Source organism: Prosthecobacter sp. (genome assembly GCF_044373815.1).
Lineage (GTDB): Bacteria > Verrucomicrobiota > Verrucomicrobiia > Verrucomicrobiales > Verrucomicrobiaceae > Prosthecobacter.
Genome location: NZ_JBIPNG010000127.1, coordinates 1 through 14,449 on the forward strand (window position 1 = coordinate 1; position 14,449 = coordinate 14,449).

Consider the following 14,449-nt stretch of genomic DNA (forward strand, 5'->3'; position numbering starts at 1 on the left):
CCGGGCGTTGTATTGGTAGCGCATCTTCGGGTTCCCCCGCACTTTGCGCGGCGCCAGGCCCCAGCTCACATCATTGGCATCCTGCTGGGAAACCGTGGGCAGGCGGGAGTCGGCATGCTCAAAACTACAGGAGCTGAGCAGCGTGGAGGCAAGCAAAGCAGCAACGAGGAGGCGCAGAGATTTCATGGTTTGGCAGAGTGGAATGCACAGCACGTGCGCCGGGCAGGCTGGCCCTGACCGGCGAGATCGGGGGTCTTGGACGCCGCCCCCGCCATTTCGTTCACTCTCCACGCACCAGACGCACGGCCACATGATCCGTGTCCGGCAGGATGCGTTTGCGCAATTCCAGGGTGACACCAATGGCTTGAAACTCCTCCAGCACGCAGGCCGCCATCTCAGCGGCGAGGGTTTCGATCAGCCTGCGCGGCCGCTCCGCCGCCAGGGCCTGCAGCCGCGCGGCGACGGCGGCGTAGTCGATCGTGGCGGTGAGGTCATCGTTCATCGCCTCGAACCGCCTGCGGATGCGCAGGGTGACATCCGCCACCAGCACCTGGGCCTCAGCCCGCTCCGCCTCGGGAACACCGATGTGCGTGGTCAGTCGCAGGGCGGCAATGCGGATTTCGTCAGGGGGAAGCATGAGATGGGGAGTTTTTAGCCGGGGCTTGGGATCTGACAATGCGGAAGTCCCCGCAGGTGTTGGAGTCTTGGGCGCTTCTTTCGCCACTCCACCCAGCAGCCCCTTCCGCAGGCACTCATCCAGCAGGATGCGGGTGGGAATGTTTAAGTCCATCTGCAGGGCCTCGGCCAGCGGCAGCCACTGAAAGGCCTGCGCCTCCTCGTTCAACACCACCTGCGGCTCAGCCTCGGCACAGCGTGCGATGTAGTTCAGCAGCAGGAAGTGCGCGGAACGCTGAAACTCCACGGGCTCGATGCAGTCCTGCACCATGACGAATTCGATGTCTTGTAACGTGAGCGCCGTTTCCTCCAAGATCTCGCGCACCAGCGCCGCCTCGCACGACTCGCCGCGTTTGATCTTGCCCCCGGGGATGCCCCAGCGGTGGCTCCACTTGTGCGTGCGGATGAGCAGCATCTCCTCTTTCGAGTTCAAAATGAGCGCGCCCACCGTGGACACCGGATAGGCGCCATCTCCCCCAGTCAAAGGCCCCAGCAGGGCGGGCAGGCGTGAGAGATCCGGCACCAGCATGTCCGGCGCGGAGGTCATGAGCGTCTCGGCGCTCTCATACCCCGTGCACGTGGCGATGGTCACCACCCCGGCGGCGTGACCTGCATCAATGTCATGCCGCATGTCGCCGATGAAGGCGGTCTCTGCGGCCGCCATGTCCAGCTCTGCTAGCAGCGTGTGGATTTCCGTGCGTTTGTCGATGACGCCGCAGCGCATGACTTCAAAGGCATCCCGCACGCCCAGTGCCTCCGCCTGGGCCATCACATGCGGCAGCGGCGCACTGCTCAGCACCACCAGTCGCCGTCCCGTGGCAGCGGCGAACTGGATAAACTCCCGCGCATGGGGCAGGATCTCGATGTCCGCATGCGCATGGGTAAAATGCTCCAGGTAGAGCTCCTGCAGGCGCTCCACCGCCAGACCGGGCAGCACCTCCGCGAAAAACTCGGTGTAAGGCAGTCGAAAGCTCCCCTTGAACTCCTCCCGCGTCATTTCCGCAGCACCGGCGGCACGCAGCATGCCGTTCACAGCACCCACCACGCCGGGCAGGTCATCCACCAGCGTCCCGGACCAGTCGAACAAGAGATTCCGAATCATGTGCCGCCCGCCTTAGCTGCGGCCACGCCGCTTTGCAAACCATTCACCGCCGACGACGGCGCAGCGACCACAGCCCCGCCACTCCCAGCAGGAGCAGGCTGCCCGGCTCCGGCACCGGTACGGGTGCGGTCACAAATTCAATTCCGTAGCTGACTTGGTCAGACCCCTCCTGGATCCAGAACGTGTAGTTTCCCGAAGGCAGCGGCCCATCAAAGCCGATGCCGGCAAACATCGGCCCGACATCCAGCAGATTGAACAGGTCGACGTAGGTGTTCCCAAAGCCATCCTGCCCGTAGCCCCACAGGGAGTTGCTCAAGTGCCCCAATGGATCATTGAAGTCGATCGTACCGCCATTGGCGATCGCCATGAAGGATTCGTTGGTCAGGCTGCCGCTCTGGGCCGAATAATCGACCAGATTGATCCCTGTCAGGTAGTATCCTGCGGCGATGGTAAAATTCCAGACGTCCGCATCCAGCGGCCCTGTGCCGCCCAGAGAACCCATGGTGCCTGAAAACAAATTAACGCCTGCATCCAGGGTGCCAATGAGCGTCGGCGCATTACCATCGCCAGACAGCTCCCCATTGATCGTCTCGTCCCAAGTCAGCGCCTGCACCGAGCCTAAAGGCAGGGCGAGAGCAGCAAGGAGGGCGAGAATGCGAGAAACCGGCATGTTATTGTAATTATATTAAATATCACAGATATTGTCAATGCCGCTGATTGTTTTCCAACTCCGAAGTTTCCGCCGCCCCATTTCAGGCTCGCTTCCCGCCTCACACCCCTGCATTTTGGCTCGCATGCGCCCCCTGCTCTCCTTGCTGGCCCTCCTCTGGCTCCCCTCCTGCGTCCACGTCTTCACCACGCATTACGACTACCAGTCCAGCGCCCCGGCACCCACGGCAGGCGGCAGCGCCTTCAGGGTGGAGTTCATCCCCAAGGCCACGGAATCCGGCGTGGCCCTCAGCGCCATGGTCGTCGGCGGGGCCATGGTCGCCGAAGTCGGCCCCTACCAGATGCGCCTGCACGCCTTTGGCCAGCCCGGGGATCAGCAGTGGTTTGAAATCAAGAGCATGCGCCTCAGCGGTGCGGACGGCTTCACGGCCCCCATGGAGCCCCGTGGCTTTGCCGGCCGGGCCGAATTCAAGCCCACCCAAACCTCCGGCACCACCCGCGCCAGCCTGCTCCTGGGCCCCTACGTCAGCCTCGATGCCGAAAAGCAGCACGACATCGTCCTTGACGCCGAAGTCGTCGTCAGCCGCCGCAGCGGCCTCTCACGCGGCAGCCTGCGCATCCCGCTCAAGCTCACCAAAACCAAACGCCGCGAAAGCACCAACGTCATCGCAGAGATCGCCCACGACATCCGCGACCGCGACAAGCCCACCATTCCCGCAGGCCTGCCCCCGCCACCGGAGAAGCCGTAGCTCCTTGGAAAACATTGAGATTTACACCGCAGAGGCTGCAACGCCGCAGAGGTTGTTTCAGAAGAACTCTGCGGCGTTCCCATCTCTGCGGTGTTGATCTGATCTGTAGGCTCCCACAGCATTTTGCCGCTTTACAGTTCACGCTCGTTCGCTCCAATGGCGCTCCACCGGTCGCACTGACCGTCGTGATTTCTCCACAGCAAACCCACAACCACACTCACACCATGGGCAAAATCCAATTCGGTTCCGAAGTCTACACCTGGTTCATGCAGGGCACCGGCAAAGGCTACGACAACAAGCTCGACCACATGATCAAGGTCGCCTCAGAAGCAGGCTTCACCGGCATCGAGCCGATGGTGCTGGAGATCTCCCAGAGCGCCCTCGGCTGCTCCAAGTACTGGCTCGGTGACTTCATCGACCCCATCAAGCTCAAGGACGTGCTGCAGAAGTACAACGTGCAGCTCGCCGGCCTCGCCCTCGTCTGCGCCTGGGATGGTGAAACCGAAGCGCCGAATGAAAAGGAAGCCGCTGACTTCACCCTCAACTTCCTCAAGCACTTCCCCGGCTCCATGCTCGGCACGGTGACGCTGCCAAGCGGTCGCAAAGACAACCTTCAGAGCCGCCGCCTCAACATCGCCAAGAACGTCAACGCCGTCTCCAAGCGCGCTGCTGATCTCGGCCTCAAGTGCTCCTACCACCCAAACTCCCCACCCGCCTCCCTCGTCCGCACCCAGGAAGACTACGACGTCGTCCTCAGCAGCCTCGACCCCAAAGTCACCGGCTGGACTCCCGATGTGGGCCACATCATCCGCGGCGGCATGGACGTCATCGCCACCCTCAACAAGTGGCAGCACCTGGTGAACCACATCCATTACAAGGACTACTCCGGCAACGGCGCCGAGCCTTGGGCCCAGATGGGCACCGGCAAGCTCGACTTCCACAAGATCACCGAGTGGCTCGTCTCCCGCAATTACTCCGGCTGGATCATCTGCGAAGACGAAGCCCACGTCGCCGTCGATGACCCCGATGGCGTGACCATGCAGAACGGCGAGTGGTGCAAGACCAACCTGCATCCGATCGTGGCGTAAGTTAGGCCACACGAATCTTTCGATTCACTCGACGCCTTCTCCTGAAAAGGGGAAGGCGTTTTTCATTGTGAACGGTTATGTTCTTGATCCTCGATGGACAAGCCGGGCAAAATACTTACAGATAAGATCAAGCAGCAATGAGCCTAACACACTTCAAACTCGAGTTCGTTGCATTAGCATCACTGTTCATTTCAGTTGGCTGCTATGCGGAGGAACTGAAACCGCTGTCGGTTTTCGGGATTGGTGAAAGCCTTTATTTTGCGGGAAGCAGAACAGATCCGTCAGACTTGGGGGGCTTTTATAAGAGTGACAACATGCCTCAGGGCATCAAGATCGATAAATTAGCCCCCCCAAACACTCTGTCTCTCGTTGTCCTGGCGGATCAGCAGGTTACATATAGCCCCTACCAAAACGGGCCCGTATTTCGCGGGTTTCAGCTTATGGTCTTCAATCGTAGTGGCAAAGAAGTGACATTCAGGGCTCAAGATTCCAGAGTTCACATCATCCGTCAGGCACAAACGCCCGAAGGGGTTTGGAAACCTATTGAACACATGTCTCACAGCGACTGTGGCAACAGCTATCATCGCGTTTTCTTGCCTGACAAACACTGTTGGACATTCGCAGTTCCCGTTTTTGCGGGATCTCTAAAGACCAAAATGCGTTTTTTATTGGTCAGCGAACTGCCAGACATAACTTATTCGAACGAGTTTGATGGCTTCATCAATACTGCACAGTGGACAGAGGCCAAGCCGGACTCACCTGCAGAGGATCCACCCAAAATTCGCCTGACACCGCCTCCGTGCGATCCCGAGTTGAAAAGAGTGATGGAACTACTGCGCTAGTCGCCATCTTTTGGATAAAAAAGCCATTCATTTAGCTACCCGCCGCTCCAACTGCCTTTCAACGCCCCAAGGACGGCGCACCTTTTTCAACGCCTGAGACGTCATAGCCCCATGATCACGGCCCCGACGCAGCGGTTCCCTACCATCCCGAGACGCCGCGCCGGGATGGTAGGGACGCGTTGTGCGCGTCCCTAGAATCCTTCGCCCCAGAGCCGCCTGCCATCCCTGCTGCTCTCCCCCTTTCCAAAGGCACCCGCCTTTCAGCTCTCACGCAATCCATCTGCGACTACGGAGTTAAAGGCCATGCATAGAAATCCGATTCAGAAATGGCTGCAACTGTCCGCACCGTGATTCACACTGCCTCATGAAAACCATCGCGCACCGAGGAGGCATGGGAAAGGGAATGCAAAACAAACCTGCCGGGGTGTGCTTGGCCGTGCGGCATCAAGCAGACTTTGTGGAGCTGGACGTGGTGCGTGCTGCGGACGGCGGATTCCATTGCGCGCATCATGGGTGGAACTCGAAGTCCGAGCTGCGCGATTGCCTGGCGGAACTCGGCTCCCACATGAGCCTCATCGCCCACCTCAAGGGCAATTATACCGAGGCAGATCTCATCTGCGTGGCCGAGTATCTGGCGCCGCATATCCATTGGGACAAGGTGGTCTTTGCTTCGCACCGGAGCGGCGTTTTGCGAAGGATGCGGCAGTTGATGCCGGACGTGCGTCTGGCTCGCTTTGGCCTGCTCCCGGCCCTTGTGGCGCTGTGGAAGCAGCAGCCCTGGCAGTGCTGCATGATCAACCAATCGGTGCTGACACGATGGCTCGTGAAGGCCCTGCAGCAGCGAGGCTATGAGGTCTTCGCGAGCTGCGTGTGGGAGCTGCGCTCCCGGCGCAGCGTGCAGGAGCTGGGGGGTGGACGCGGCTTTCGTGAATTTGTGAAAGGGTAACCAAGGCAGGAAACGTGGGCAGGGTGAGGAAACAGGGGCAGGCAAATGATTGACAAACATTCCGCCTTGATGGGACACCCGCCCCATCCCCAGAACCCAGTGAACCTAAACCCCGTGGCACAGGCATCCCGCAGACTGTGCTGGGGGTGGCTACGCGCGTGGAAGCACCCGAAGGCTTTGCCCATGGCGCGCCAAGGAACGAAACAGGCTCTCCATTGGGCGCCACTCATGCCTGGAATCCTAAGCCCGGCGGCGGGTGTTAATTCCCACCTTAGTGGTAGGATTCAGGTTCATTTCAGGTTCACCATTGGTCAGGTTCAGGTTCACAGGGTCACGACCTATATATAGGTCGTGACCCTGTGAACCTGTGACCCTAAGGGTCAAAATCCGTTTTGACCCTGGTTTGACCCTGTGACCCTGGCTCATCACGTGCGCAGGTGGCACGCGCCGGAGCCAGGCTTGATCCACCTGATGGACAGCCACGGGATAAATGGGGTGCCCCTGGGCTGCGATGGCTAGATCTTCCCCCACCTCATCGAGCAAGGCCGCTGCAAGCAGCTCTCCAAAAAAGGCAACCTCGTGACCTACGAGTTCAAGTGGGAGTGAGCGTGCACATGCGCGCGAATACCCAGGCGTTGAAATGGTTGAAATGGTGGAAGTACTCCACGGTTTCTGGGTGAAAGCGGGGGCGCGGGCCGGGGCATTGGCCCCCCTGCCCCGCCTCCGCCCTTCTCGCTGCATGATCAGCCACGCGGTCCGGACACGCTGGCTCGTGAAGGCCCTGCAGCAGCGAGGCGCCGATCTTTATGAGAACTTAATGAAAATTCAGCCCGCACTGAAGCTAAATGATACGACCGTTGTTTGGACGTGATCCGAAGGCTTATTCATGATCAGTCCCAACCAGCCAATCGCCAGCCTCTCCACCCCAATCACTCTCGGAGAACTCCAAAGGAAGTGCGACGTGATGGAGGGATACATGGACTTGGGGTTGCTTGATGAAGCGGTTCAAGTGATGCGCGAGCTCACATCGGAACTCAGGCTCACGGCTGAGGACGGCGAACTTTTCCTTAACGTCCTCATGAAAACGAACTTGCCAGCCCTGCCTGCGATGGATGAAACAAAACGCGCCACAGCATCACTTTCCACTGAGTGAGTCTGGAACGACGGTGCGAGCACGCTCCTGCGCTCGTGATTTCCCATCGCGTTCCAAAAAGGTTGGACACCCCAACCTTGTTTCAGATAGCTTCGGAAAGCACTCATGCCGTAGTAGTCCTCCCATCCCATGAAGTCCCTGTCCGCTGTTGCTTCTGCCCTGTTCCTTCTCGTCATCCTCAGCAGCTGCTGCTCCGCCCCCAAGCCCCCGGTGGATCCCTATGAATACCTCACGATCTCCGGACAGATCGACGGCAGCGAAAAGTTCACCTTCACCCCAGAGCAGGTGAAATGGACGCACCTCCACTGGTCCGAGCCCGATGACATGACGTTCAAGGGCAAGCCTTGGAACAACCCGCGCAAGACACCGGCCCAGTGGGCCGAGTTTGCCAGTCTGGATCTCCCCCATGCCACCATCGTCAAGCGCCAGGGCCGCGACGTCGTGGCCCTGGAGCCCACCACCTGCGGTTTCATTCTCTATCTGGCCGATTCCCCCAACGGCGCCGGACACTACTCCGTCACCATCGCCATTCCCAAACAGCGGAAGAAGTGAGCAATCCCACGTTACCTCTCGGCGATGCATGCTGAGGCAAGGCCTGCCACAGAACCGTATGCGTCACCTGCTGCTCCCCATCCTCCCTCTTCTCCTGCTGGCACCCGGTTGCAACCGCAAGCCGCCCAAGGCCGTCGTCCCGCCGCTGCCTGCCGTGAAGATGGAGGACGTCTCCGCCCCGGCCAGCGTGAGCGTCACGATTCCGCGCGGATCGAACCTGTACGAGGTGGCGACCACCTCTTACGGGCACGAGGATTTCAGCGGCTTCGTTGCAGCGCTCAATGGCCTGGCCGACCCGGAGCGCGTGGTGGCCGGTGCCGTGCTCAAGACACCCTCACTGACCGCCGCCTTGCGTGATGCCGGACTCGACCCGGTCTACCAGCCTGCCTTCAATGTGCTGGCCCAGACCTGGGCGGAACTGCGCACCGCACTGCCGGACTATCAGCGCGAGCGTGATGCCGCCGGCGCTGGTGATGGCACCGCCTTTGCAATCACCGTCGCCCTCAGCCGCTGTCTCCTCCAATGCGCGGACAATATGGACGCCGCACTCGATGTGCTGGCCCATCCCCAAGCAGGCCACAAGCTGCCGCGCAGCACCCTCGGCCAGTTTGCCGGAGCCTCGGGCGCTCTGCGCCATTTCGCATCGGGTCAGGTCGGAAGCCTCGACTACGATGTCTTCCTGGTTGAGAAAAGCTTTGGCCTGGGCTTCACGTATGCCCTCATCTGGGTGAAGGATCTGCATCAATGAACTTCTGAGAAATAACGAAAGCCCAAAGGCTGGAATTGCCCGTGAACTTTTCCCATCATCTATTCTAAACGACGGCCATGAGCGAAGTCCTGATCGGCGGCACCGAAAAGCGCGAGATCGTGATCGTGGATCACGACCCGTGCTGGGCGGCGAAGTTTGACCACCATGCCGCGCGCATCTCCCAGGCCCTGGGTTCCAAGGCGCTCATCATCGAGCATGTGGGCTCAACCTCCGTTCCCGGACTGGCCGCCAAGCCCATCATCGACATCGACGTGCTCGTCGCAGACTCCGCCGACGAAGCCGCCTACCTGGATGCGCTGGTGGCAGCAGGCTACGTCCTCCGCGTGCGTGAGCCGGACTGGCATGAGCACCGCATGCTCCGCACCCCGGAGTTGGACGTTCACATTCATGTTTTCACCATCGGCTGCGTGGAGCACACCCGGCATGCACTGCTTCGCGACTGGCTGCGCACCCACGCCGCAGACCGGCAGCTCTATGAGTCAGTCAAACGCAGGCTCGCGCAGCAGGACTGGCCGGACATGAACGCGTATGCAAATGCCAAGAGCGCAGTGGTGGAGGAAATCCTCACACGAGCCGCGCCGGGCATTTCCATGCAAAAAACATCAGGCACAGCTTTCACACCACCGGCCCCGCCACATCCTTCCTCTTCGCGTGCCATTCCTTGAACACGATCAGCGTCGTCCAGTTGCAGAAGCCAGAGTATGAAGACACACTGAACGAATGGCCGCTTCCACACATCAACGAGTGACCCTCAGCCGCATGAAGCGCTTCACGGCAGTGCTCATCGGAATGTTGTCACGAACCACGAGATAGACTCCGGAGCTGACGACGGTCGTGTAAGCGGGGCCGGAGTTCCAGGTGATGAGATCACCGGAAACTTCGACAGCGAAGGTCACATCGGTGGCGCTCGTGTTCCATGGTACGTTGAGCGAGAGGTAGTCCTGGCCGTTGATCGAGGTGGTAGCACTCACCGGGGCGTTGTGCACGCTGGAGTTCGTCGGCAGGGATCCAAGCGCATACTCCATGAGATTCTGCGCACCATCGTTGTCAGGGTCGGCAAGATCGGCGGCATTTCCCGTGGCTGCCGCCGTGCCAAAGTGGGTCATGCGCCACGTCTCACTCGGCGTGAATGGCGGAGTGACATCGGCGAAACTTTGACCAAAGCGGATCTCGTCGATAGCCGACTGATTCGCGCCGGTGGTGCCACCGCCGTAGCCGAGCATGGCGAGGCTGATGTTCGTTGCGCCGGTTGTCGTCCAGGTCGCATCGGCGCTGGCAGGAGCGCTGCCGCCGAGGGAGGCTGGATTGACGAAAAGATCAAAGGTATCCGTGGCACCAAACGCGCACCGCAGCACGAGCAGCGCGGTTTGACCGGAGACGACGGGCACATTGCTGCGCACGCAATCAAAGCCGTTGTTGGTGGCGTTGCGCACTTGCAGCGACCAGTAGCGGGTGCTGCCAACCATCGACACCGCAGGGATGTCTCCGCAGAAACCAAAGCCGAGATTGCTGCCACCCACGCTGATGTTGCTGGTGCTGGGCAGCGTGAACAGCAGCAGGCGGTTGTTGTCCGTGGTGTCTTTGCGAAACATCGCGCTCATCCACAGCGTGGTGCCGCTGCGCCCGATGGCTGACGGGGAACTGCCGCCGATCTTGTAAAACGCAAAGGTGTTGTCCACATCCAGCAGGCGCGCAGCCACATCAAAGCTTTTCCCGCCTGCGGCGTAGCTGCCGCTGCGGCGGAGATTGAGATAGGAGAGCGGTGTGGTAGTCGCGAGCTTGTAGCCGTCCCCATACGTGGCGGCGCTGAAGTTCGTCAGCTGCCACGCTGCGGCGAAGCCTGCGCCGGTGTTAACGGCATTCAAGAAGGGAGCCGTCGGCGCGCTCGATGGCGCGAGGTTGAAATCATCATACGCAACGAACGGCGCCATGTTGAACTGCACGCTGTTGTCGATGACTGAGGCCGCCACGTTGCCCTGAGCACTGGCATTGAACGCGGCGTTTGCAGGCACATTGATGGTGACGGCACCGCTGTTCGTCATACCAACGACATCGACTTGAAAATCCGTCCCAAGATTCGGCGCGATCTCGGTCACCGTCACGGTGGTCGCGCCAGCGGTTCCTCCAACGATGACATCACCCGCGGTGAAGCCGGTGATCGGCTGGCTGAAGTGGACGTTGAACGAGATGCTTTGTTTCGAGGTGGGATCGACCTGGGCCAGCGCCTGTGTGATCGTGCAGGTCGGGTTCGTCTCAGTCACAGTGCTCGCACCATTGAAGACATAGAGATACGCGGAACTCGCGGGCAGCGTGAATGCATAGGTTTGCGCGAAGTCGGTCACGGCCTGCTGCTGCTCCTGAATGTTGCACACTCCTTGGTCATTGCGTGCGTCGGGTGCGCCGGTGAGCTTGTAGAGCGTGGCGCTGGAGACCGCATTGAACGGCAGACGCAGCGTCACGGGAGTGTCTCCGCTGTATTTGCGTGAGAGCACAAAGACAGAGTATTTGCCGCCATCACGAAAGGCGTAGCATGCCGTGAGCGGCGTGCTGGGTGCGGCGGGTGCAGCCACACCGCCGTTGGTTGAATTAATCCACGCGGGTTGATCATGTGTGGGCACCGTGTTGATCGAAGTCGCGAGCATGTCTCCACTGACATAGCGGTTTCTCATCTGCAGCGCGAGCCAGCTCGCATACGGGTAGTTGCCGTTGTTCAGATAGGCATGAGAGGCCCAGTTCGTGCCCATCTGCAGCGTGAAGTAACACTGTGGATCGACACGCTTATAGGTGCCGTAGAGAAAGCAGTCGAGCGTGGCCACGCCAGCAGCGAGGGACTTGCCATACGCCTCTGAGACAGCATTGAATTGATTGCCCCCGCTGGGCAGGCCGTAGCCCGGGCCGCACTCGTAGTTGCCGAGTTTGTAGGCACGACCCTGCGCGGTGATCGTGTCTCGCGTCTGCGCCTGCTGATCAAACCAATACTTCCCGTAAGTGCCCGAATACATGAGGTAGTCCGCAAAGCCTGCTGAGTTCACCTGCCCGCCGCCGATGATGATGTTCGCATCCCAGCCGCCGATGTACATCGCGAGGTTTGCATACGTCGCGAGTCGTCCCGGCGCCCCTGCCGCAGGCGTGACCTGCATGCCAGAGGCCGCGTAGCCGTTCGTGGCTGCGGACACGAGCTGGCCATCGATCACAAAGTCCAGCTTGCTCGCAATCGCAGCAAAGTAAGGACTCTGCCGCGCCTGGTTGAAAAAGTACTCGGCAAACTGACCGTTCGCCACGCCGCTGAGCCCCCACTCAAAGGTGGGGTTCCACATCTCGTTGCCATACTCAATTCGCAGACGCGGAAACTCAGCGGTCCACGGCGTGGTGATGCCGCCACGCTGCGCGATGCGTTTGTCGCCATACGGCGTGCCTGCCGGACCGGCGAGATATTCCATGAAGTTTGCCCACTCCTGCTCGCTCATGTAGCTGCCCACAATGAGCCAGGGATTCGCACCGCTGTCCTTCGCCAGTTGCAGCATGAAGGGCAGATGATAAGGCTGCTCCGGGCGCGTGCGACCACCGCCGTTCGCAAACTGATTCTGCGCCAGCGCATCTTCGTTCGTCCAGTCCTCCATCGTAGATCCCCAGGTCGCGTCCGTATGGCCGGTGTGGGAACGAATCCAGCCCGGCGAGAAGTCCACGAGCTGCTGCTTCGCTTCAGCTCGCATTTCAAACTTCGGCTTCGTCGGATCATAGAGATAGAAGTTGTCCATCCACACATCCCCCGGACCGGTGAAGGCGAGCACGATCTCCGACGTTCCCTGGCTTTGAAACGGATAGGTGGCCGAGGTGGTGAACTGGCATGTGAACTTTTGCCAGGTGCCCGTAACGCCTGTCCAAGTGTTCGAGATGCCGCTGTAGGGCCCCGTAAGTCGGAACGTGACCGCACCGCCGGGCACGCCCTGCTGCTTCAGCCACACCTCGGCGCGATACGTCGTGTTGGGCGCGAGTGCTCCGTAAAAGCCATCCGGCGTGGCAAGACGGAACTGCCGCACGCTTGCTTCGCCAGTGCCCGTGGTGCTGAGCTTCATGCTCGTCCTGCCCCCGTTCTCCGGGCAGGTGGTGGTGTTGTCGCGCAGCTTCGTCAAACCTGTGCCAGTCTCGCGCCAGGTGTCGTTGCCGTTGAAGAAGCTCTGCACCCGCGGGCTGATCTTGTTCATCGGCACGTTGTCAGGATTCGAGTCGATGATGTAAACATCTCCATTCGTCAGCGCAGCACCGCTGCCACTGAGATAGATGCGGTTGTGCAGCGTCGGATCTGACTCGGCGCGATAGACCCAGTAGCCGTAGAGGTCGGACTCGCTGTTCGCATTCCATGTCAGTGTCACGGTGCCGTTGGCATTCGCCGTGGCCACAAGTCCGGTCGGTGCCGCAGGGGCCACGGAGTCCGTGATTGTCTGGGTGACCGTGCCCGTCACCGTATCCGCCACACCACCGCTCGCCAGCGCCACAAGGCTTTGTACATTCGAGTTCACCGATGTGTTGCCCGACGAATCGTAGGCCCGCACTGTGTAGTAGTACGTCTTGCCGGCGACAAGCCCACCATCATTGAATGTCGTGCTCGTGAGGCGGTTGCTGATCAGCCGGTTAAAGCCGCCGATGTATTGCGTGATCGTCCCTGTGCGCAGCAGCGTCACCTGTCCGCCAACCACTCGGTACACCCGGATGCCAGCGCCGTCGAAGAAGCCGTCTCCCAGCAAATCATAGACGGTGGTCGTCGCATTCGCGGCATTGATCAGATAGTCCGCACCACCACCCGTGGCCGTGCCCATCTTGCGCAGCACGAACGGCTCGAAGCCGGGGTCCATGACCTTGTTGTTGTAATCTGGAAAGCCATTGATCGCGATGTTCGTGCCATAGCGGTCTGGGCTCTGCGTGACGACCGTGGTGTTGATCGTGAAGTCTGCGGCTGCAGTGGGATTCTCCGCCAGAGCCGACCATTCAGCGCACAGGAGAAAGACGGAAAATAAGAGGATTCGTTTCATGGATCACCTGCCATGAATCAATCCGCACACATGAGGAAAAGCAGATGAAAAGCTCTTCATGTTCAGCCCACGAAATCACCCGTCACCACGCACTAATGCGAATGGCTCCTTCCTTGAAAAAATCGAATCAGCTTAATTTACACCACCGGCCCCGCCACATCCTTCCACTTCGCGTGCCATTCCTTGAACACGATCGGTGAGATCTCGCTGGGCTTGATTTCGCTGCGGCCGCCCCAGAACACGTTCGTGTATTCCAGCGGGATGCCTTCTTCGGCCAGGTGAGTGTCGATGGCAGCCTTGTGGGCCAGCACCATTTCTTTGTCGGTGCCGTGGATGACACCCATGATGTTCACGTTGGCAAAGCGCTCACCGCCTTCACGCCAGTAAGCGTGGGTCATGATGGTGTGGCGGCCCACTTCGCCACCGGCCCGTTCTTCCATGCCCTTCGGCACCTTCCAGTGGAAGAGTGCATTGAAGCGCGTGACGCGCACACCCGTGGAGCTGGGCTTCACATGCTCCAGGAAGGTGGAGAAGCGGCCGATGACGCCTTTTTTGTCGAGCTGCTTGGCGACTTCACAGAATTTCTCAAACGAGACACCCGCTGCCTTGGCGCGGCCTTCCCAGGGATTTGGGCCGACTTCGTCCACGCTCAGGTCTCCCTTGAGGTGCAGCAGCACGTTCCACTCTTCCTCATCCAGTTCGGCGATGTTGGTGGTCATCATCACGGCAGGCACTTCGGCGCGCTCGCCGGGCTCCAGCGTCTTGCGGCGCACATGGCCCACGCCCAGGGCGAAGATGCCGTGGGCCTCCATGGTGTAGTAGCTTTCCGCGCCGATCAGCTTCGCCAGCACATCGCAATGCTGGTTGATGTCAT

At 60.2% G+C, this 14,449-nt stretch carries 11 protein-coding genes and 1 pseudogene; 7 read left to right on the top strand and 5 right to left on the bottom strand.

Annotated features, from left to right (window positions below; translation table 11 throughout):
* The 3 genes from ACIREA_RS12465 to ACIREA_RS12475 all read right to left on the bottom strand — a co-directional run.
* Positions 1-186, bottom strand: a 186-nt coding sequence (locus ACIREA_RS12465) for a hypothetical protein (RefSeq protein WP_397382600.1), incomplete at its 3' end; no start/stop codon positions are given.
* Between the two features lie 94 nt (positions 187-280).
* Entirely contained in the window at positions 281-1,777 is a 1,497-nt protein-coding gene (locus tag ACIREA_RS12470) for an NUDIX domain-containing protein (protein ID WP_397382601.1), read from the bottom strand.
* A gap of 43 nt (positions 1,778-1,820) precedes the next feature.
* Positions 1,821-2,447: a PEP-CTERM sorting domain-containing protein gene (locus ACIREA_RS12475; protein WP_397382602.1), complete on the bottom strand. Its 627-nt coding sequence runs from the start codon at positions 2,445-2,447 to the stop codon at positions 1,821-1,823.
* Between the two features lie 124 nt (positions 2,448-2,571).
* Here ACIREA_RS12475 and ACIREA_RS12480 point away from each other — a divergent pair, with 124 nt between their 5' ends.
* The 7 genes from ACIREA_RS12480 to ACIREA_RS12510 all read left to right on the top strand — a co-directional run bounded on the left by ACIREA_RS12480 (position 2,572) and on the right by ACIREA_RS12510 (position 9,210).
* Positions 2,572-3,195: a hypothetical protein gene (locus ACIREA_RS12480; RefSeq protein ID WP_397382603.1), complete on the top strand. Its 624-nt coding sequence runs from the start codon at positions 2,572-2,574 to the stop codon at positions 3,193-3,195.
* Between the two features lie 224 nt (positions 3,196-3,419).
* Positions 3,420-4,283: a sugar phosphate isomerase/epimerase family protein gene (locus tag ACIREA_RS12485; protein ID WP_397382604.1), complete on the top strand. Its 864-nt coding sequence runs from the start codon at positions 3,420-3,422 to the stop codon at positions 4,281-4,283.
* Positions 4,284-4,420: 137 nt separating this feature from the next.
* The gene (locus ACIREA_RS12490) at positions 4,421-5,125 is read left to right on the top strand and encodes a hypothetical protein (RefSeq protein ID WP_397382605.1); all 705 of its coding nucleotides are present in this window, start codon (positions 4,421-4,423) and stop codon (positions 5,123-5,125) included.
* Positions 5,126-5,528: 403 nt separating this feature from the next.
* Complete coding sequence (locus ACIREA_RS12495) at positions 5,529-6,071, top strand: glycerophosphodiester phosphodiesterase (protein WP_397382606.1); 543 nt, start codon at positions 5,529-5,531, stop codon at positions 6,069-6,071.
* A gap of 1,282 nt (positions 6,072-7,353) precedes the next feature.
* The gene (locus tag ACIREA_RS12500; protein WP_397382607.1) at positions 7,354-7,776 is read left to right on the top strand and encodes a hypothetical protein; all 423 of its coding nucleotides are present in this window, start codon (positions 7,354-7,356) and stop codon (positions 7,774-7,776) included.
* 58 nt (positions 7,777-7,834) lie between these two features.
* Positions 7,835-8,524 carry a hypothetical protein gene (locus tag ACIREA_RS12505; protein WP_397382608.1) on the top strand — a complete coding sequence of 230 codons (690 nt, stop codon included), beginning with the start codon at positions 7,835-7,837 and terminating at the stop codon, positions 8,522-8,524.
* Positions 8,525-8,601: 77 nt separating this feature from the next.
* Positions 8,602-9,210, top strand: a complete 609-nt coding sequence (locus tag ACIREA_RS12510; protein WP_397382609.1) for a GrpB family protein — start codon at positions 8,602-8,604, stop codon at positions 9,208-9,210.
* 72 nt (positions 9,211-9,282) lie between these two features.
* Here ACIREA_RS12510 and ACIREA_RS12515 read toward each other — a convergent pair whose 3' ends face one another.
* Positions 9,283-13,575, bottom strand: coding sequence for a hypothetical protein (locus ACIREA_RS12515; RefSeq protein WP_397382610.1), 4,293 nt, complete (start codon positions 13,573-13,575; stop codon positions 9,283-9,285).
* A gap of 137 nt (positions 13,576-13,712) precedes the next feature.
* Positions 13,713-14,449: pseudogene (locus tag ACIREA_RS12520) on the bottom strand (Lrp/AsnC family transcriptional regulator); the annotation flags it as partial.